Genomic DNA, 19,799 nt, shown 5'->3' on the forward strand with positions numbered 1-19,799 from the left:
ATGGGGGTAGGGGCCGGCTGTGCTGAGTGGCTGGCTACCGCGTCATGCAGCCACACTTGCCTCACCGGTGTTGCCCGCGTCGCCGCGCGCGTCGGATCCGGCGTCGTCGTCGCCCGTGTCGCCGAGCGTCGGTGCTCCGGTGACGTCGTCGTCGGCCTCGTCTGAGGTGTCGGACGACCGGGTTCCCGGCGACGTGGAGCCAGGCTGCGTGGTACCGGGCACGGCCTTGTTCCCGTCCTTCAGGTCGGTTGCGCCGTTGGCCGTCACGCCCGGCGCGTCATCGTCGGGCGCGTCGGTTTCCGAGGGGACGGTCTGCGCGTCGTCGACGGCGTTCGCAACCTCCCGAGCCTCCGTAGCTTCCGCAGCCTCTGTCGGTTCCGCGGTGCCGGCCTGCGGGCCACTATCGGAGGAGACCGCCGCAAGGTCGTTGACGGACAAGACGTCGGCACCTGAGGGGACGGCGCGCGTGTCCTCGGCGGCCGCCGAGTCGGTGGCCGTATCGACGGTGGATACCTCGACCGGTGACGACGACGCCGGCGCGGCGGGGGCGAACTTCTCGGCGAGTTCGCTGCTGACCTTGGCGGCCATCGCGCGCTGGAACTTGACGAGCGAGTATGCAGCGTCTGCGAAACCGCGGTTGAACGCGGTGGCGATCGTCGCGGGGTCTCTGGTGGCCAACGCTTCGGCAACCTGACGTGCGGTAGTCACGAGCTGTCGGCTCAACGTCCGGATGTGGAGCCTCGTTGCCCCGGCGAGCGTGAGATCGGGGCTGAACTGCTGGCCGTTCCAGTTCACCAGAATCCACCCGTCCTCGGGATTGCCTTCGATCACAACGTAATCGGTGTTGTCCAACGGGCTGGTGCGCAGCAGCTCGATCTTCTGCTGCAAGGTGAGGTTCGAGACGTTCATCATCGTCCAGAACATGATGGTGCCGCCGTGGGAGAACACGACCGGGTTGCGGTCGCCCTTGTCGTACATGGCCCGCAGCGCACCGTCGACCCGGGCGTCGAACTCGTGGCCGTTGATCGACCCCGGGATCCGCACGTCGCGCTGACCGGCGAAGGTCCACGCCAGCATGGCCTGGGCGTAACCCTCCTCGGCTTCGCTCTCGGGTGTGCCTTCGAAGATGCCGGCCTCGATTTCCTGAAGGCCGGGCAGCACCTGGATCGGCAGCCGCAGATATTGCGACATCGGCGTCGCGGTGAGCTGGGTTCGCACCATCGTGGAGCCGTAGATGGCGTCATAGTTGTTGTCGCCTAGCACGCCGACCACGGCCTGGGCTTGTTGCTGGCCCTTCGGAGTGAGAACGGGACCCGGCGTCGAAGTGTCGATCAGCCCGGAGGCGTTGCCGGCCGACTCGCCGTGGCGGACGAACGTCACCCTCATCAACTCGGCCGCAGAGGCCGGGATCGCTGCTCCGAACAGGAGCAGCAGCGAGAAGAGGGCGGCACACCAGTGCTTCCACCCCACGGATCTGCGTCGTGCGGATGCTTGACTCGCGAGTGCGTCGGGTTCGGTACCGTTCACAGAGCCTCCTGTTCATGGGTGGTACGGATAGCTCACGGTGAACTCGCCGCCGACGACGGGCAAGCGCAAGTCTCACTCATCGAGACTGCGGAGACGCGTCAGGAGATGGTCAGCAGAGCGTGGTCGACGCGTGCGCGCGTATCGTCCGGCAGGCCGCCGGCCATCTCCGCAACGAAGCGGCGGGCCAACTCTCGGACTTTGACGTTCGTCTCCTGCGAGCGCCAGACCAGGATGTCGAAGGCCCGGTCTGCGCTGATGCCGTACGCGGCCATGAGCAAGCCCTTGGCCTGCTCGATCACGGCGCGGCCTTCGGCCATCTTGGACAGTGCCGCGGAGATGTCGGATTGCATGGTCTCGGTGTAGTCGACGTAGAAGCCGGTGGTGCCGACGACGTTGCCCGACTCGTCGACCATGCGATCCCCGACGACGATGACCCAGTGGGTGCGTCCAGCGGTGTCGACGATGCGGTGCCGGCTGCTGAACGGCTCCCCGTTCGCGACCCTTTCCAGAACTTCAGCGACCTGCTGCCGGTCCTCTGGATGCTTGTGCCGCAGTAGCAGGTCTGTCGTGGGCGTCACGGTGCCCGGCTCGTAGCCATGCATCCGCTCGATGTTGTCCGACCATTCCCACCGTTGCTCGGCGGTGTAAAAGCGGAAGCTGCCTACACGCTGGGGTTCGCCGGTGCCAACCGCAAGCTCGACGGCTTCGTGGGTCGTCTCCGAATCGCCGTCGCGCGAACCGGTCATCGCGTTGGGCGCGGAAGTCACCGCGGTCGCGGCCCCGGGTCCGATGTCGCCGATATGGGTGTCGTCGCTCCGATGCAACACCTGACTTCCTCCCCGTCGCTGCGTTTCAACGCGAGTAAAAAATCTGTGGCTGTCTGAACAGATTTTATATAACACTACCGACGTTTTTGTGCAATCTCGTCCGCAGATATTGTTCTTGCTACAGTACATATCTCTGAAGGGATCTTGGGACGCTACGCACACGGTGGTTGACGACGAAATGACGGATGGGCTCGTAAACGCCGCACCTCCCGCGTCTGACCGCGGGGTCTACGGAATCTCAGTGGCTGCCGAACTGTCGGGTATCAGCGAACAATCATTGCGGCTCTATGAGCGCCACGGTCTTCTGACGCCGTCGCGCAGTCCAGGGGGGACCCGCCGCTACAGCGCCGATGACATCGTTCGCCTTCAGCGGATCAAAGAACTCGTCGACGACGGGGTCAACCTCGCCGGTATCGGCCGCATCCTCTCCCTGGAAGACCGCAACGCCGCCCTCGGCGAACGCAACGTCACCCTGGAGAGTGACAACGACGCGTTGCGCAACGAAAAACTCCGTAGGTAAGTCGCCACCAGTTCGCGCCACAGTTCGACGATGGTGCCGCGGTGCCGACGCACTTTGTGCAGTACGACGAGACCCCCCGTGACGGCGCCGAGCGCACCCGGCCGGGCGGACCGGGCCCGCGGCACCTTGGCCGCCGCCCACCCGGTGACGACGCCGAGCAGAAAGAACCCGCGGCCGCGTCTGCTGTTCCGCAGCACTGCAAACGCCGCGATAAAGCCGCATATCGCTCCGGTGGCGGCAACCGTGATGAGAACAAGGGCAAGGGCTGCTGCTCCGAGCACAGTCAAGTCGTACCTCTACGCGTCGTTCGCGAACCAGTCGCTCGATCAAACCACTGGCGTCGTGATAACAGCCGGTCGTGACCAAACCGACGGTCAAGTGTTAGCGGGCCGCCGCATCCCGAGCGGATTGGCCCTAACCGGCCGCCTGAAGCGTGATCTCCGAAATCTCCGTGCGGCTCTGGTCGTTGGTCGTACCCAACGTGGATATCCAGACCAGCACGTTGGACGTCTTGGTCTGGTTGTCCACCTCGATGCGGTTGTGCCCGGGCTGCAGCGGTGTGGTCGGCGTCAGCTCGGTGGTATCCGACAGCTCGGCGGGGTCTTCGGTGGGCGACGAGCGGATCTGCACCTCAGTCCCCGTACTGGACACGTCGACCGTGACGACGCCGAGCTCGGTCGGCTCGGGCAGGTGCAGCATCACGCCCATGCCTTCGATGAAGTTCGGGAAAGGGACGGCGTCCCTGTAGGTGACGGTGGACCATGCCGTGTCCGGGTTGCCGTCGATCGCCAGATCGGCATCCTGTGGATTGTCCGGGGCGCCGGCGGGGGAGAACACCGTCGCGCTCACGGGCTTGACCATCGGTCCCGGGCCAGCCCACAGGCCGAACCCCTCGGTCACGTAGGCCACCGAGGCCGCGACCAACACGATCACGCCGATCAGCGCGCCGAGCGCGATGAACAGGCCTGAGCGATTGCGCTTTTTATGCTGCCTCGGCGGCGCGTCGCGCCGCGGCTCCTTTCGGGGCGGCGACGATCGTCTCTTGGGCCGGGCGCCGGCCGACACGTTGACGATCGTGTCGGCGTCCAGCGTGTCGCCGTCCCAGACACCGCCGACCTCGACCTCATCGCCTTCTGCCAGTTGCCCCGCGACCAGTTGCGTCTGGATCTCGACCGGAACCGGAGCACCCCGGTTGTCGATCGGGTTGTGGGGCACTACGTGGAATGACAGCACCCCGACGTCATGTTGGGCGTCGACAACGTTTTGCGCCACGCCGCGCGCGGTGCCGTGCACCACCAGCCGCTCAAGCCGCTGTGTGGACACGTGACCCGACGGCGTCGCGCCCGAATGCGGCTGCGTCCCGGGCGCTGCGAGGGCCCGAGCGAAGTCGAGACAGTTTCGGTATCGCTGGGTGGGGTCTTTGGCCAGCGCCTTCATCAGCACCGCGTCCAGGCGGGCGAGTTCGGGTCGATGATCCGAGAGGCGTGGTGGTGGCGTGTTGAGTTGGTGGCTGATCACCACGGCGGGGTTGGAATCTTCAAACGGTGGCTTGCCGGTCAGGAGGTGAAAGGCCGTGGCCGCCAGCGCATATTGGTCCGCGCGCCCGTCGAGCGGCTTGCCGAGAAGTTGCTCGGGAGCCACGTAGTTGATCGTTCCCATCGCGACGTTGTCTTTGGTCAGGTTGCTGGACTCGTCGATTCTGCGAGCGATCCCGAAGTCGGTCAGCAGCACCCTGCGACGCTGGCCGTCGGGCGCGGTGACCAGGATGTTCTCCGGCTTGATGTCACGGTGCAGCAGGCGGCGCTCATGACCGAAGTCGAGCGCATCGGCCACCGCCGTCACGATCTCTGCCACCTCTTGTTCCGGCATACCGCGCGAATAACGCTCCCGGATCAACCGCCCGGCGTCGGTGCCGTCCACGTAATCCATCGAGATCCACAGGCGGCCGTCGAACTCACCCCGGTCGAGAACGCCGACGATATGCGGGTGCCACAGTGTCGCGGCCAACTCTGCCTCGCGGATAAACCTCGCCCGGAACTCCTCGTCAGTCGCCGAAGAGGCCGACAAGATCTTCAGCGCGTCATGACGAGGCAGTCGCGGGTGCTGGGCGAGGTACACCTCGCCCATTCCGCCAGTACCGAGCAACCGCTGAATGACGTAGCCCGCGAAGATCTCACCGTGGTTCAACGGCATGCCGAAAGCCTACAAACCGGCACAGTTGGGCCGTGAACTCCGCCGGTGACAAGGCATTTTCGGCCGGCGCCAGAGATGAGGACCGGACCGATACAAAACGGTCGACCGTAGGTCTTGCCATGCTTAGGCTTGCCTAATAAGCTCACAGAAAGTTAGGTGAGACTTAGCTTGCTTGACGCGGTCCGACCATCGAGGTGTCTTAGTTGTTCGTTTGTCTTTGCACAGGCGCTACCAGCGAGTTGGTCGCTGACGCGGTAGCCAAAGGGGCGCTCACCTCGAACCAGGTCACGGCCGCGTGCGGGGCCGGAGCGGACTGCGGGCGGTGCCGGCGCAACCTCCGCGCGATCATCGCAAGCGTCAACGGTCAATCGGGCGGCCACGCACGCGGCGGATCGTCGTTCGGCACCCATCGGTGCGCGATGGGACCAACCCCGTGTAGCGAGCCCGCCTGCGCGGCGACGGGCAGCTAGCCTCAGCGACGTCAACTGCCGTCGCGGGTCCGGGACCGCGGCCGGGTCAGGCGCCATCGGCTCGGTTTCGGCGTCTGGTGCGACCGGGTCCAGTCCTCCCACATGATTTCTTCCGGGGTCTCCGCCAACGGGTTATCCGATACCGACCAGCCGAGCCTCTGCACTTCTGTTGCGCTCCAACGCAGTAGCGAGCCGTCGTTGCCGATTTGCTGTGCCAGCACGGTTCGGTCGTCGGGACTCAGCTGGTCACTGAACGCCTGCATGGTGTTCTTCACCTGCCGGTAGGGGACATCGTCGTCGAACTGCTGACACAGTTCCAGCAGCTCCTGGCGGGCGTGGTCAAGGAGCGATTCCGGCTGCGAATCGGCGCGCGCAGCCGTCGGCGCCCGCGGCTTCGGTTGTTTTACAGGTCGTGATGCCGGTGGCGCGCTGCCGGCGCTGGCCCGCAGTTCGTCGATTTCCGCGAGGGCTGCCAGGGCGGTGTTGCGCCACCACACGAGGTGATACTCGACGAGCTTCGCCTCGCAGTCGGGGCATACCGCAGTCGGCTGCGCTGCCTGGTCCAACCTGGTGGAACCGTCGAACACAAACCCGCAGAGCGCATGGTCGTCGCGGCTGTCGAGGTAGTCCTCATGGTGCACGACGGAATCGGATGCGTTCCGTACGTACCTGTGGGGCGGTTCCACATATGGAAACCTAGTTGACCGTCTCTGAGAAGTCGGCGCGATCGGGCGAACCCGTCTGTACATCAACGCAACTCGTGGACTTCTTGATGGCGCGGCCTGATACTCACCGAACCACAGTGGGTACCAGATGGCGAAGGTCGGCGACAGCGGCCACCCTGGTCGAAAGGCACCGAGATGTCCACGGCAGATGATGTCCTCGCGACGAACGGCATCGACGAGGTGCAGGTTTGGCAGGAGGAGTTCTACAAGGATCTCCACCGCCACCCCGATGTGTGGGGTGAGGAAGCGCGCACCGCCGCGAAGGTGACGCGCAAACTCGAAGAGATCGGCGTCGACGAAATCCTGCAGATCGGCGGGGGCGTTGTCGGCATCGTTCGCAACGGCGACGGCCGCCGCGTGCTGTTTCGCGCCGACATGGACGCGCTGCCGGTCACCGAGGCCACCGGCTTGGAGTACGCCTCCACCGAGGAGGGCAAGATGCACGCCTGCGGCCACGATGCGCACGTTGCGTGCGGCCTCGGCGCGGCGGCGCTGCTGACCCGCAATAAAGCTGAGTGGTCGGGAACCTACCTCGCGCTGTTTCAGCCCGGCGAGGAAACCGCCAAGGGCGCGCAGGCGATGGTCGACGACGGCCTGGTCGACAAGCTGGCGGCAGATAAGCCCGGGGTCTGCTTGAGCCAGCATGTGCTGACGAAGCCGGAGGCCGGCCATGTGGCCACCAGGAACGGGCCTGTGCTGTCGGCCGGTGACAGCCTCAAGGTGACGGTCTTCGGGACGGGCACACACGGTTCGATGCCCCACCTCGGGGTCGATCCCGCGGTGTTGGCCTCGAGCATCGTGTTGCGGCTGCAGGGCATCATGTCGCGGGAAGTCGCGCCGGGGGTATTCGGTGTCGTCACCGTGGGCTCGGTGAAGGTGGGTGACTCACCCAACGTCATCGCGGACCGGGCCGAATTGCTGCTCAACGTGCGCACCTACGACAGCGCGGTGCGTGACACGATCCTCGCCGCCATCGACCGGATCGTCCGCGCCGAATGTGAGGCGTCGGGCTCACCGCAGGAGCCGACGTTCGAGTCCGTCGCGACCTTTCCGCTGACGTCGAACGATCCGGCTGTCACCGATGCGGTGACCACGGCGTTCACCCGGGCCTTCGGGGAAGACCGGGTACACGTATTGGAGCCGGTTCCGGCGTCTGAGGACTTCAGCCGTATCCCGGTGGCGTTCGGTGTGCCATATACGTTTTGGGGTTTCGGTGGTTTCCTGCCGGGGATGAACGTGGTGGGAAACCACAACCCGCAGTTCGCGCCCGCGATACAGCCGACCCTGCGCACCGGCACCGAAGCCGCCGTCGTTGCCAGCCTCGCCTACCTCGGCTGAGATGCCGTCGGACGGGCGCACGGACCACCACGACTATGTTGTGCTGAGGGCGCGCGCTGGGCTGCGCCGGGGGACCGACCTTGTCAGGAGTGGCCAATGGGCGTCTATGCGGTGACGGGATCGGCCTCGGGTATGGGGCACGCGGCTGCCGAACAGTTGCGGGCCGAGGGTCATACGGTGATCGGCGTCGACCAGCGTGACGCCGATGTGGTGGCCGATCTCGCCACCCCGGGAGGTCGTTCCGACGCCGCCGCCGCCGTGCTCGACCGGGTGGACGGCCGACTCGACGGCGCCATCCTGGCTGCCGGAGTCGGCCCGTTACCGGGGGCGCAGAACGTCCCGTTGATCCTGTCGGTCAACTACTTCGGCGTGACCGAACTGCTCGACGCATGGCGGCCGGCGCTGGCCGCATCCGGCAAAGCCAAAGTGGTTGTGGTAGCCAGTAACTCGACGACCACCATGCCCATGGTGCCCAAGCGCACTGTGCGTGCCCTGCTCGACGGCGACGTGGACCGTGCCGTACGGGCACTTCGGCTGTTTCGTTCGGCCGCACCGTCGTTGGCCTACGGCGGTTCCAAGATCGCCGTCTCGCGGTGGCTGCGTCGCACTGCCGTACAGCCCCAATGGGCCGGCGCGGGTATCAGGTTGAATGCGCTGGCACCCGGCGCGATCCTGACGCCCTTGCTGGAGAAGCAGTTGGCGACTCCTCGGGAATCCGCGACCGTCAAGGCGTTCCCGGTCCCGGTCGGAGGTTTCGGCAGCCCGGAGCAACTCGCCCAGTGGATGGTTTTCATGCTGTCGGACGCGGCTGATTTCCTCTGCGGCAGTGTGGTGTTCGTCGACGGTGGTTCAGACGCCTACTTTCGCTCCGATGACTGGCCGACGCGGGTGCCGACACGGCGGTTGGCGCGGTACGGGCTGCAGTTCTGGCGAGGGAGCCGGCGTTGACGTCATCGGCGACGGGGGTGTGAATGTTCATCGTCGTTCTCGGTGCGGTGCTGGCACTGATGCACCTGTACCTGTGGAAGCGGCTGGTCAAGGACACCACCGCGCCGGGGCGCACCCGGAGGATCCTCACGGCCGTGCTCGTCGCGCTGGGGGCACTGTTGTTGGCGACGCTGGTGCTGCCGCGGGTTTTCGGGCTCGCCGACGCGGGCTGGTATGCCTGGCCCGGCTACTTCTGGTTCGGCCTGTTGGCGTATCTCTTTCTGATATTGCTGGTCACCGAACCTGTCCGGCTGATGTTGCGCGGCTGGGTGAAACGCAGCGCGCGGACGGAGCAGAACGGGGACGCGTCGCCGACACCACCGCCGATGGACCGACGGCTGTTTTTGGCGCGGGCGACTGCCGTGGCCGCCGGGGCGGTGTCGGTCGGCGTGGTCGGTGTCGGCGCCTCCTCCGCGCTGGGCCCACCGGATCTGCTGCAGGCGCCGATGCGGTTGCGCCGACTCGATCCGGCGTTCAACGGGTTTCGGATCGCGGTGGTATCCGACATCCATCTGGGCCCGTTGGCCGGGCGCGCACATACCGAGCGCATCGTCGAGATGATCAACGGGGCCGACGCCGACCTGGTGGCGATCGTCGGCGATCTGGTGGACGGAACCGTTGAGGAACTCGGTCCGGCCGCAGCGCCCTTGCGCGAGTTGACGTCCCGGGAGGGCACGTTCTTCGTGACCGGCAACCACGAATACTATGTCGCCGACCCCGAGTCCTGGCTGCGCGAACTCGAGCGGCTCGACGTCCAGGTGCTGCGCAACGAGAACACCGTGATCCGGCGCGCCGGGGCAGCCTTCGACCTGGTCGGCATCAACGACATCGCCGGCGGCCAACGGTCCGACCCGCCCGATTTGGACCGGGCATTGGAAGGGATCGATGCGTCGGGGCCCACGATTCTGCTTGCCCACCAACCGGTTCTGGTGAGCGAGGCGGCCACACGCGGGGTGGACCTGCAGCTGTCCGGGCACACCCACGGCGGCCAGATGTGGCCCTTCCACTACGTCGTACGTGCCGAACAACCGGCCCTCGCCGGGCTGTCCACCGTTGGCGACACCCAGCTTTACGTCACGAAGGGTGCCGGGTTCTGGGGCCCGCCCGTGCGCATCGGTGCGCCGCCGGACATCACCGTGCTCACGCTTCAGTCCGGCGAAACGTGAGCGCTCAACAGGTCAGCAGCATGCAACCCGCGATCGGCCCGCCTCCCGCAGCCGCGACGGCCACCTCGGGCCGTCGAGACAGCTGGCGTTCACCGGCTTGACCGCGCAACTGCAGGCAGGCTTCGTGTAACAGCCAGTAGCCGTGCATCCGCCCTGCAGACAGCTGGCCGCCGTACGTATTCAGCGGCAGCTCACCGTCGAGCGCGATGCGGGCCGCCCCCTGCACGAACGGACCCCCTTCGCCGTCGGCGCAGAACCCCAGCGCCTCCAGCCACGCGAGCGTGAGAAACGTGAAGCCGTCGTAGAGTTCGGCCACGTCGACGTCTGCCGGGGTGAGCTCGGTGCGCGACCACATCTCGGCCGCCGCGTCGACCGAGGCCATCTTCGGGAAGTCGTCGCGGTGAAACCAGCCGCCCAGACCGTATGAGCCGCCGACAGCTTCCACTGCGACAGCAGGATTCGGGCAGTCGGGCGCGTAATCAGCGTGTGAGACCACCACCGCGATCGACCCGTCGACCGGCACGTCACAGTCGAACAACCCGAACGGTGTCGACACGGAACGGGCCGCCAGATAGTCGTTCATCGTCATCGGCTCGCGGTAGGCCGCACGGGGGTTGAGTGCGGCGTTGCGCCTGCTGTTGACCGCCAACCAGCCCAGCTGTTCCTTGGTCGTCCCGTAGAGATCCATGTGCCGCCGGCAGTGCATCGCCAACCAGTTGGCCGCCGAGTAGGCGTGTGCGGCCAGCAGCTCGTCGATGTCCTCGAATGGCTTGAGCTGCCTACGTGTTCCGGGCGTGCGTGGCGCTTCGGGCGGGTTGGCCAGAGGGTTGGGTTCCGACGACGGCGGTGACTGGGTCATCGTGCCGCCCAGCATCTGAACCGTGCGATAAACGAGCACATGGCGGGCCCGCTTCTCGGCGACCGCGCGGCAGGCTGACATCACCGGGGTGAGGAGACCGCCGGTGTCGAATCCGGATGTGTAGTTGGGTACGTCGATCTTGAGAGCGGTGTTCACGTCGGCCAACGGCACATCGCCGAGCGAAGCGATGCCGTCGATGTCGTTGGTGGTCACGCCCGCATCCTCGACGGCACCCCGGGCGGCTTCCATGGTCAGATCCAGCCCCGGTATGCCGGTGCGCCGCCCGACCCGTGAGATGCCCAGACCGCTGATGATCGCGTCCTTCTCGAAGTGGCTCATCGGGTGACCATCCGTTTCATCCGGCTCCATTTTTGTAACGACCGTTGTCCGGAATGTACTTTGCTTGTCATGTCCGACGACGCCGCCCCCGCCGTTCCCGCGCGCATTCTGCCCGCGCTGACCGAACACAATCGGGCCTTCTGGACCGGCGGAGCCGACGGGCAGCTGCTCATCGCCCGGTGCACTGGATGCGCGATGTGGGTGCATCCTCCGGCATCGGACTGCCCCGAGTCCGGCGGCACGCTCGTCGCGCAACCGGTGTCGGGCCAGGCAACGGTGTTCAGCTACACCGTCAACCAGCAACCGTTCAACCCCGCAGTGCCGGTGCCGTACGTGGTGGCGATCGTCGAACTCGTCGAACAGGCCGATCTGCGCATCGCGACCAATATCGTGGACTGCGACCCGGCTTCGGTGCGTGTCGGCCTACCTGTCGAGGTGCGCTTCGAACGCCACGACGTCGGCGACGACGCCGTCTTCGTTCCGGTGTTCGCGCCCCGCTAGTTCTCTGCCAGGCCCATCAGCTCGGTGACATGGTGGTCGCGTCCGGCCGTGTAGCCGCCGTCCACCGCGATGGTCTGCCCGCTGACGAAACTCGCGTCCGGCGACAACAGGAACGCCGCAACGGCGGCGACTTCCTCGGCGCGGCCGAACCGGCGTAGCTTGTGCTCGTGGCGCAGCGCCTCGCGCGGTGTCTCCATCCCGGGCATACCGAGGACCGCGTCGAACATGGGCGTCTCGATGAAGCCCGGGCAGATCGCGTTGACTCGAATTCCGCTCGGGCCGTAGTCGATCGCTGCGTTCTTGGTGAGCAGGTTGACGCCGCCCTTTGAGGCGTTGTACGCGCTGCCGCCTGCGGTGCCCTCCAGGCCTTCGATACTTGCCAGGGTGACGACGGCGCCGCGCTCGCCTCCCATCCGGCTCTGTTGCATCATCTGGCTCAGGGCGGCGCGAAGCACGACGAATGTGCCCTTGAGGTTGACGTCGAGTACCCGGTCCCACTCTTCGTCGGGCAGCAGGTGAATCGGGCCGCCGCCGGCGACGCCGGCGCAGTGCACCACGCCGTCGAGTCGACCCACCGCAGCGACGACGGCCGCCACCGCCGCGGCGACCGCCTCGGCGTCGAGCACGTCGGCTGGGCGGTAGGTGAACCTATCAGCGCCGGAATGCGTTGTGTCGGGCGCTGAATCGATGCCCACCACGGTGGCCTGCTCGGCGAGCAGTCGCTCGACGGTGGCTTTTCCGATGCCCGATGCCGCACCGGTGACGAGTACGCCTTTGGCGTCGAACCTGATCATCCCTCTCCCTTCCGCAACGGCGCCAGCAGTGCAGACAGCCCGTACTCGAACACCGCGTCATAGTCGGTGGGTGACCGAAGCGCGGCCACCAGTTCGCGGTCGGGCCAATCGTCACCCCACAGCGTCGGATCCTCTTCGTCGTGCTTGGCGCCGCGCACAGCGGTGAATTGCATTACCGCCGAGGAGATGACGTGCACCTGCACGGCGCGAAGGAACAACGCGGCGTCGGTTCCGGTCACGTCCAGCCCGGCCAACTCGACGGCAAGGGTCTGCTGGATCGGCAGGAACAACTGCGGGGTGCGGTCGCGTTCGTGGGCGACCGCAAGCAGATGCTGCCGCTCGATCAGGGCGCGCCGCTGTGCGCGCGCCAACGACGCGATGCGGTCAACGGGTGTGGCGCCTTCGACGGGCAGCTGAGCCATCTGGCTGAGCAATCGGCCAACGAGGCTGTCCAGCAGCTTGTCTCGTCCTCCGACATGCCAGTAGATCGACGTGACCGCGACCCCGAGCTCCTCGGCCAGGCGGCGCATCGTCAACGCGTCCACGCCGTCGAGCTCGATGAGACGCGCCGCCGTCTCCAGAATCGCCTCGGCGCTGACGTTGTCCTGGCCGCGTCCGCCGCCGGCCTTAGCGCCGGTCAGGGTGTCTCACCCCCGGTGATGCGATCCGGTTCTGGAAGGTCCAGATAACGTTCGAGGTTGCGGTGCATGTTGATCACGCGGCGCTCCTCGTTGGACAGGGTCAGGTGGCTGAACCCGGGCTGGTGCAGACCGCGCTGAATTCCGGGCAGCACGGTGATGTCCTGGGTCAGCACCACCCCGGGATGGGCTTCGTCGGCCGTCATCCGGACGTCGGCGGGTTTCAGTCGGGGTGAACCCGGTGGCATCCGCGTCCACAGCATCATCACCAGCTCACCGTGGTCCGGGTCGGTGCCCGGAAGCGAAGACATGACCGTCAGGTGGTCGGCGTTGGTCAGCAGCGTCATGTTCGGAAAAATGTTGTACTGGTGCAGCCGCATCAGCTGATCGGTGCTCGCCCAACTTAATTCGACACCGCGCTGCGCGGCGAACGCCCTGGTACGCTCGGCGATCACCTCGGCCACCGACTCGCCGGGCATTGGGCGGCCGTCGGGCAGCGGGGTGCCCTCCTCGACACCCATCAACGCGCCCTGCGTGCAGACGTAGGCATCCCACACTTCGCGGCTGGAAAGGGTTTCTTTGATGTGTGGGCTCTGCACGCCGTACAGCTGTTCGGACTTGCCCGTGTGGCCCCAGATCACCTGCGGGGCATGGACGTCGTCCATGCACAAGCGAAGCTCTGGATGCAGTGTCTGGATGTGGTACGTCTCGCTGTACCCGTCGGCGATGGTCTTCCAGTTCGCATCCACTTCGATGGTCAGCGTTGCATAGCAACGGAAGTCGCTCAGCGTGTTCCACGCGATGTCTGACGGTACTTGTTCCAGGTACTCGAGAAGGGGCACCGCATCGACGTCGAGGTTGACGAAGACGATGCGCTCCCAGACGTCGACGGCGGCGGCGTGCAAGGGCAGTTCCGACATCCGCAGCGCGCCGAAGCCTTTGCGGTTCGGTACCCGTTTGAGCGCTCCGGACAGATCCCATGTCCAGCCGTGGTAGCCGCATTTCAATTCGTTGAGCCCCGAACCCGTTCCGACGCACAGCGTGTTGCCGCGATGGCGGCATACGTTTTGAAACGCGCGAAGTTCGCCGTCGTCGCCGCGCACGATCAGCACCGAGTACGGTCCGCACCGGTATTCGAAGTAGTCGCCGGGTTCGGCCACGTGGTCGACGGAACAGGCCACCTGCCACACCTTCGGCCACAACCGCTGGACTTCGCGCGCTGCGAACGCCGCCGAGTAGTACCGCTCGGCCGGTACCAGGGTGGGGCGCTGCGGCGGCGCGCCGATCGCATCGTCGCCCCGGTTACGGGGTGCGGGACCGGCGGGATCTCCGGTGCGCTCGGTCTGGGTCGTCATGGAAGCGTCCTGCCTGTCTGAAGTCGACGACATCGGCCTGTAACGGTGTTACATTGCCACTGTAGCGGCCGGTAGGGCACCCGAGGAGTGAATCGTGTTCGATCTCAAAATCACTGGCGGAACGGTCGTCGACGGAACCGGTGCGGACCGATTCCAGGCCGACATCGGCGTCAAGGACGGCAAGATCGTCGAAGTGCGCCGCCGCGGCCCGCACGACCCGCCGCTGGAAGGTGACGCGCGCGAAACGTTCGATGCGACCGGAGACATCGTCGCGCCCGGCTTCGTCGACATCCACACCCATTACGACGGTCAGGTCAGTTGGGACGATCTGCTCGAACCCTCCAGCAATCACGGCGTGACGACGGTCGTGATGGGCAACTGTGGTGTCGGTTTCGCGCCGGTGCGGCCCGGGCGCGAGGAATGGCTCATCGAGCTGATGGAGGGCGTCGAAGACATTCCGGGTGCCGCGCTGTCCGAAGGCATCAGCTGGGGCTGGGAGAGCTATGCCGAGTACCTCGACGTGATCGGCGAACGCGAACTGGCGGTGGACGTCGGCAGCCAGATCGCCCACGGGACCGTCCGCGCGTATGCGATGGGGGAGCGCGGTGCGCGCAACGAGCCCGCCACTCCGGAGGACATCGCGACGATGAGCCGGCTCGTGCAGGAGGCGGCGGAGGCGGGCGCGCTTGGCTTCTCGTCTTCACGCACGCTCGCGCACCGTGCGATGGACGGCGAACCCGTGCCCGGCACCTTCGCCGCCGAAGACGAACTGTTCGCGCTCGGACGGGCGATGGCCGCGGGCGGTGCCTCAGTGTTCGAGCTCGCGCCGCAGGGAGCGGCGGGCGAAGACATCGTCGCGCCCAAAAAGGAGCTCGACTGGATGCGCCGGCTGGGCGCCGAAATCGACTGCGCCCTGAGCTTCGCGCTGATCCAGGTCGACGCCGACCCCAACCTGTGGCGCGAACAGCTCGAGATCAGCGCGGCCGCCCACGACGCGGGCAGCCGGCTGTACCCGCAGATCGCCGCGCGCCCGTTCGGGATGCTGCTGGGCTTTCCCGGCCATCACGCGTTCACCCACCGGCCGACCTATCGGCGGCTGAAGGCCGAATACGGTCGCGAAGAGCTGGCCGTCCGGCTCGCCGATCCCGCCGTCAAGGCGGCGATCCTGGCCGAGGACGATCTGCCCGCCGACCCGAACGTGCTTTTCGACGGGATGTTCGCGTTCGCGCAGCATTCGGCGGACCGGCTCTACGCCCTCGGTGAGCCGCCCGACTACGAACCCACGGCTGACCGCACGGTCACCGCCATCGCGCGCGAACGCGGCGAGGACCCACTGGCGACCATGTACGACCTGATGCTCGAATCCGACGCGGCTGCAATGCTTTTGCTGCCGCTGTACAACTACGCCGACGGCAATCACGATGCGATCCGCGAGATGCTCACCCATCCCGCAGGCGTTCTGGGGCTGTCGGACGGCGGCGCGCACTGCAGCATGATTTGCGACGCGTCCTATCCCACGTTCCTGTTGACGCACTGGGCCCGCGACCGCCACCGCGGCAAGCAACTGCCGCTGGAATACGTGATCCGCAAGCAGGCTCACGACACCGCGCAGCTGTTCGGGCTGTCGGACCGGGGCACGATCGCCGTCGGCAAGAAGGCCGACATCAACGTGATCGACATGAACACGTTGACGCTGCACGCCCCTCGGATGGCCTACGACCTGCCCGCAGGCGGCAACCGTCTGGTGCAGGGCGCGTCCGGCTACCGCGCGACGATCGTCAACGGTGCGGTGACCCGGCGCGACGGCGTCGACACCGGTGCCCGGCCCGGCCGGTTGGTGCGCGGCGCCCGCTGAGCGTTCTCGGTGCGGCTACGGCACAACGGACAGTAGGCTCTACGTCACCGACAGGCGACTCGCCGAGCCGACGTGACCGGCTGGGCCTAAGGAGAACGTGTGGTCACGCTAGACCGGCTGGTGAACGTGCTGGGCAGCTACGGGGTTCGCTTGCGCTTCTGCCCGGTGCCGCGGTCCACAGAACTGGGCAGTGTCGTGATGCACGAGGTGGCCGGCGGCCGCACCGTCATCGGTGACGTGCTGCTGGCCATCGGCGCCCGATCAGTGAAAGAAGCTGTGCGATGGGCTGTTTCGGCTCGCGCGGTGGTCGTCCTGCTGCGCAGCGGCGATGACGAGGCCACGTTCTCCGGGATGGCCGAAGGTGTCGCGGTCATGGTGGTCGATCCGAGCGTGTCGTGGAGCGAGCTGGCCGCAGTGGTCTACGGCCTGGTGCTGGAGGGCCGAGAAACCGAATCAGGGCGTGGCCCAACAGATTTGTTCGCACTGGCCGACAGCCTTGCGGATGCCACCGGCGGGGCCGTGGTCATCGAGGACCAGCTGTTGCGGGTGTTGGCCTACTCCAGAAATCAGCAGAACGCCGACCCCGCGCGCACAGCCACGATCATGGACCGCCAAGCACCGGAACGGCTGAAGGAATTCTTCAGGGCCCACGGGGTTTACCAGCATCTGGCGGCCTCCGACGAACCGTTGTACATCGGTGAGCACCCCGAGCACGGTGTCACCGGCCGCATGGTGGTGGCGGTGCGCTCCGGGCGCGAACTTCTCGGCTCGGTCTGGGTCGCGTGCCCCGTGCCGCTGAAAGGTCAGGCGCGCGCGGCGCTGGTCGACGGCACCCGCACGGTGGCGCTGCATCTGCTGCGGTCGCGCGCCAGCGCAGACCTCGAACGGCAGGTCGAATCCGATCTGGTGATACGGCTGCTCGAGGGCAGCGCCGACACCACATCATCGGTCAGCAGATTGGGCTTCTCCTCCGGCCCGTTGCGCGTCATCGCGGTCCAGGCGGTCAACGGCGCAGAACGAGATGCCGCGCTGCTGTTGGCATTCGACCGCGCCACCACCGGGTTCGGTTGGTCACGCCCTGGCCGCAGTGCGTTGGCGGGTAACACCGTCTACACCATCCTGCCCGGCGAGGACGTCGAGGCGGCCCGGCGCTGGGTCGCCGGTCTACGCGCGGCGTTGCCCGACCCGGTCACGCTCTCGGCCGGGATCAGCAAGCCCGCGTACCTCACGGAGTTGCCCGCGGCCCGCCAAGAGGCCGACGAGTGCCTGGCGCTACACCAGACCTGCTCGGTCGACTCGGCGCCGCCGGCCTACGACGAATCGTGGGACGAGATCCTGCTGCAACGGCTTCGCACGGCGGCCCTGGCCGGACGTTCACCCGACCGGGGCCCGGTGGCCGAACTGCGCAGGCACGACGAGGCGCACGCCACCGGCTATGTGGCGACGTTGCGCGCCTGGTTGGAAGCCCTCGGCGATCCTGCCGAGGCCGGCCGTCGACTCGGGGTGCACGAGAACACCGTGCGGTACCGACTGCGCAAGATGGGTGAGATCACCGATCTGCAACTCGACGACGCCGGTAAGCGGCTGGCGATGATGATCGAACTCGCGGCCACCGACACCCATCGGCCCCATGAGCACGCCGGTGGCGAACCCGAACCGCGCGGCAACGAGTAAAGACGGTCCCGACCCCGCTTTTGCCGTGCTGAGCAAACTCGGCGCCGAAGTTGTTGGATCGCCACAACCTGGCGGTGCAGCGTTGTCGGTTCCGGGCAATGGCCTGGTCGCGGCTGGCGGCCATCATGGAAGGTACGAGCGGATTTTCAGCTGTGGAGGTAATGATGGGCGGCGGCGACCGGTTAGACGGCGGGCCCCGATCGGCGATCGTCGTCGGTGCGGGCATCGTCGGGCTGTCGACCGCGTGGTTCCTCCAGGAGCGCGGGGTCGAGGTCACGGTCGTGGACCGCAGCGGTGTCGCTGCGGGCGCCTCTTGGGGCAACGCGGGATGGGTTTCTCCTGCGTTGACACTGCCGCTGAACTCGCCCGGGGTGCTGCGATTCGGATTGCGGTCGTTGCTGGACAAGACTGCGCCGCTGCACATTCCATTCACCGCCGACCGCGCGCTGATGGCGTTCCTGATGCAGTTCGCGAAAAGCTGTCGTAAGTCGACCTGGCGGCGCGCGGTACGGGCGAATGTTCCGCTGAACGAGGAAGCCATCGAAGCGTTCGACGTGCTGGTGGCCAACGGGGTCGACGCGCCGGTGACCGATGCGCCGATCACCGCGGTGTTCCGCAGCACCCGCGCCGCCGAGCACATGCTTGCCGAAATGCGTGAGCTCGAAAAGGCCGGGCAGGAACTGCACGTCACCGGGCTGTCGGGGGAGGCGCTGCGCGAGCAGGTGCCGCTGGTATCCCCGGTGGTCACCGCGGGGCTGAGCATCAACCATCAGCGTTTCGTCGATCCCGGCCGCTTCGTCCACGCGCTGGGGCGCGCCGTCGTCGAGCGGGGCGCGTCGATCGTGACGAACGATGTTGTTGACGTTGACAGTTCGGCGGCCGCGGTGAAGGTGTCCACTGCCGGCGGCGACGTGCTCACCGCGGACGCGGCCGTGATCGCCACGGGCGCTTGGCTGTCACATCTGGTGGGTGCCCAGCTGCGGGTGCCCGTGCAGGCCGGGCGTGGTTACTCGTTCACCGTGCCGGTCGACCGTCCGGTGGTCGGCCCGATCTACCTGCCGGATGCGAGGGTGGCATGTACCCCTTACCAAGGCGCACTGCGGGTCTCGGGCACCATGGAGTTCCGTGATCCCAACGACGGGGTGGTCGACGAACGCGTCGATGCGATCGTTGCATCGGCGAGCCCGCTGCTCGACGGTGTGCGATGGGCAGAGCGCAGTGATGTCTGGGTGGGACCACGGCCGGTAGCGCCCGACGGCCGACCGCTCATCGGTGAGGTGTCGCGCGGCGTGTATGTCGCAGGCGGCCACGGGATGTGGGGTTTGGCGCACGGGCCGATCACCGGTCGGTTGCTCGCCGAACACATCACCACCGGCAAACAACCCGAAGTCCTGCGGGAGTTCAATCCGCTGCGCCGAACCGGCAGGTAGCCGGCGCAGCCCGGCGACTTTCGCCCGCTACGGGCGGTTACGTCGTCACGGACTCACTCCGATCTGACGACATCCCATCTCTTCTCACACCACGGTTGAAAGGACGAAAATGACATCTTCCCAAACGTTTTGGCTCACCCCGAAGGCGCACGAGCGGCTCCGGGAGGAGCTGGCCACGTTGCAGCAACTCACCGATGAGGTCGCCGACGACGAGGAAGGCAGCAACGAGAACACCGCCGCGATCCAGCGTGCCCGCCGGGCCCGGATTCAGCAGATCCACGATCTGCTGGTCAACGCCGTCGTCGGCGAGGACCCGCCCAATGACGGGATCGCCGAACCGGGGATGGTCGTGACGGTGCGTTTCGACGACGACGAAGACACCGAGACGTTCCTGCTTGGTGTGCGCGGCGCCGAGCACGCCGAAATCGAGGTCTATTCGGTGCAGTCGCCGCTGGGATCGGCGATTGTCGGCGCCCGCCCGGGTGAGCAGCGCACCTACACCTTGCCCAGCGGGAACACGGCCACCGTGACCTTGCTCAAGGCGGTCCCGTACGGGATGCACGCCGCGGAGGACGTGAAGGCCGACGCGACGTAGTCGACG

17 protein-coding genes and 1 pseudogene are annotated in these 19,799 nt (G+C 66.7%); 10 read left to right on the top strand and 8 right to left on the bottom strand.

Annotation, left to right across the window (positions count from 1 at the left end):
* Nucleotides 1-42: 42 nt before the first annotated feature.
* Nucleotides 43-1,386 (bottom strand): histidine phosphatase family protein, encoded by a 1,344-nt coding sequence (locus ABQE93_RS21985; RefSeq protein WP_448412459.1) that lies wholly within the window; start codon nt 1,384-1,386, stop codon nt 43-45.
* Nucleotides 1,387-1,625: 239 nt separating this feature from the next.
* Complete coding sequence (locus ABQE93_RS21990) at nt 1,626-2,273, bottom strand: PAS and ANTAR domain-containing protein (protein ID WP_448410671.1); 648 nt, start codon at nt 2,271-2,273, stop codon at nt 1,626-1,628.
* Between the two features lie 259 nt (nt 2,274-2,532).
* Between ABQE93_RS21990 and ABQE93_RS21995 the strand changes: the two genes are divergently transcribed.
* Complete coding sequence (locus ABQE93_RS21995) at nt 2,533-2,874, top strand: MerR family transcriptional regulator (protein ID WP_448410670.1); 342 nt, start codon at nt 2,533-2,535, stop codon at nt 2,872-2,874.
* Between the two features lie 414 nt (nt 2,875-3,288).
* On the opposite strand, the gene ABQE93_RS22000 is transcribed toward ABQE93_RS21995, so the two are convergent.
* A complete protein-coding gene (locus tag ABQE93_RS22000) occupies nt 3,289-5,067 on the bottom strand; it encodes a serine/threonine-protein kinase (protein ID WP_448410598.1) in 1,779 nt (592 codons plus the stop codon).
* A gap of 203 nt (nt 5,068-5,270) precedes the next feature.
* On the opposite strand from ABQE93_RS22000, the pseudogene ABQE93_RS22005 reads away from it, so the two are divergent.
* Nucleotides 5,271-5,423: pseudogene (locus tag ABQE93_RS22005) on the top strand ((2Fe-2S)-binding protein); the annotation flags it as partial.
* Nucleotides 5,424-5,548: 125 nt separating this feature from the next.
* Here ABQE93_RS22005 and ABQE93_RS22010 read toward each other — a convergent pair.
* A complete protein-coding gene (locus ABQE93_RS22010) occupies nt 5,549-6,103 on the bottom strand; it encodes a hypothetical protein (protein WP_448410597.1) in 555 nt (184 codons plus the stop codon).
* 294 nt (nt 6,104-6,397) lie between these two features.
* Between ABQE93_RS22010 and ABQE93_RS22015 the strand changes: the two genes are divergently transcribed.
* The 3 genes from ABQE93_RS22015 (at nt 6,398) to ABQE93_RS22025 (ending at nt 9,753) form a co-directional block, all read left to right on the top strand.
* On the top strand, nt 6,398-7,600 hold the full coding sequence (locus tag ABQE93_RS22015; protein ID WP_448410596.1) for an amidohydrolase: 1,203 nt from the start codon (nt 6,398-6,400) through the stop codon (nt 7,598-7,600).
* Between the two features lie 96 nt (nt 7,601-7,696).
* Nucleotides 7,697-8,548, top strand: coding sequence for an SDR family oxidoreductase (locus ABQE93_RS22020; protein WP_448410595.1), 852 nt, complete (start codon nt 7,697-7,699; stop codon nt 8,546-8,548).
* A 23-nt stretch (nt 8,549-8,571) separates the two neighbouring features.
* Nucleotides 8,572-9,753: a metallophosphoesterase gene (locus ABQE93_RS22025; protein ID WP_448410594.1), complete on the top strand. Its 1,182-nt coding sequence runs from the start codon at nt 8,572-8,574 to the stop codon at nt 9,751-9,753.
* A gap of 4 nt (nt 9,754-9,757) precedes the next feature.
* Here ABQE93_RS22025 and ABQE93_RS22030 read toward each other — a convergent pair whose 3' ends face one another.
* Nucleotides 9,758-10,951 (bottom strand): thiolase family protein, encoded by a 1,194-nt coding sequence (locus ABQE93_RS22030; protein WP_448410593.1) that lies wholly within the window; start codon nt 10,949-10,951, stop codon nt 9,758-9,760.
* Between the two features lie 69 nt (nt 10,952-11,020).
* Here ABQE93_RS22030 and ABQE93_RS22035 point away from each other — a divergent pair, with 69 nt between their 5' ends.
* Nucleotides 11,021-11,452, top strand: coding sequence for a Zn-ribbon domain-containing OB-fold protein (locus ABQE93_RS22035; protein ID WP_448410592.1), 432 nt, complete (start codon nt 11,021-11,023; stop codon nt 11,450-11,452).
* Here the strand turns inward: ABQE93_RS22035 and ABQE93_RS22040 are convergent.
* Genes ABQE93_RS22040 through ABQE93_RS22050 form a run of 3 tightly spaced genes read right to left on the bottom strand, consistent with a single transcriptional unit; the run spans nt 11,449 to nt 14,239 of the window.
* Nucleotides 11,449-12,246, bottom strand: a complete 798-nt coding sequence (locus ABQE93_RS22040; RefSeq protein ID WP_448410591.1) for an SDR family NAD(P)-dependent oxidoreductase — start codon at nt 12,244-12,246, stop codon at nt 11,449-11,451. The two genes, ABQE93_RS22035 and ABQE93_RS22040, sit on opposite strands and share 4 nt — an antisense overlap.
* Nucleotides 12,243-12,887, bottom strand: coding sequence for a TetR/AcrR family transcriptional regulator (locus ABQE93_RS22045; protein ID WP_448438077.1), 645 nt, complete (start codon nt 12,885-12,887; stop codon nt 12,243-12,245). The genes ABQE93_RS22040 and ABQE93_RS22045 overlap by 4 nt, the downstream gene beginning before the upstream one ends.
* Nucleotides 12,884-14,239: an aromatic ring-hydroxylating oxygenase subunit alpha gene (locus ABQE93_RS22050; RefSeq protein WP_448410590.1), complete on the bottom strand. Its 1,356-nt coding sequence runs from the start codon at nt 14,237-14,239 to the stop codon at nt 12,884-12,886. The genes ABQE93_RS22045 and ABQE93_RS22050 overlap by 4 nt, the downstream gene beginning before the upstream one ends.
* Before the next feature lie 94 nt (nt 14,240-14,333).
* On the opposite strand from ABQE93_RS22050, the gene ABQE93_RS22055 reads away from it, so the two are divergent.
* The 4 genes from ABQE93_RS22055 (at nt 14,334) to ABQE93_RS22070 (ending at nt 19,793) form a co-directional block, all read left to right on the top strand.
* The gene (locus tag ABQE93_RS22055; RefSeq protein ID WP_448410589.1) at nt 14,334-16,094 is read left to right on the top strand and encodes an N-acyl-D-amino-acid deacylase family protein; all 1,761 of its coding nucleotides are present in this window, start codon (nt 14,334-14,336) and stop codon (nt 16,092-16,094) included.
* Between the two features lie 99 nt (nt 16,095-16,193).
* The gene (locus ABQE93_RS22060; protein WP_448410588.1) at nt 16,194-17,768 is read left to right on the top strand and encodes a PucR family transcriptional regulator; all 1,575 of its coding nucleotides are present in this window, start codon (nt 16,194-16,196) and stop codon (nt 17,766-17,768) included.
* A gap of 164 nt (nt 17,769-17,932) precedes the next feature.
* The gene (locus tag ABQE93_RS22065) at nt 17,933-19,198 is read left to right on the top strand and encodes an NAD(P)/FAD-dependent oxidoreductase (RefSeq protein WP_448410668.1); all 1,266 of its coding nucleotides are present in this window, start codon (nt 17,933-17,935) and stop codon (nt 19,196-19,198) included.
* 109 nt (nt 19,199-19,307) lie between these two features.
* Entirely contained in the window at nt 19,308-19,793 is a 486-nt protein-coding gene (locus ABQE93_RS22070) for a GreA/GreB family elongation factor (RefSeq protein ID WP_448410587.1), read from the top strand.
* The last annotated feature ends 6 nt before the right edge of the window (nt 19,794-19,799 follow it).

The sequence above is a fragment of the Mycolicibacterium sp. XJ662 genome (assembly GCF_053484035.1).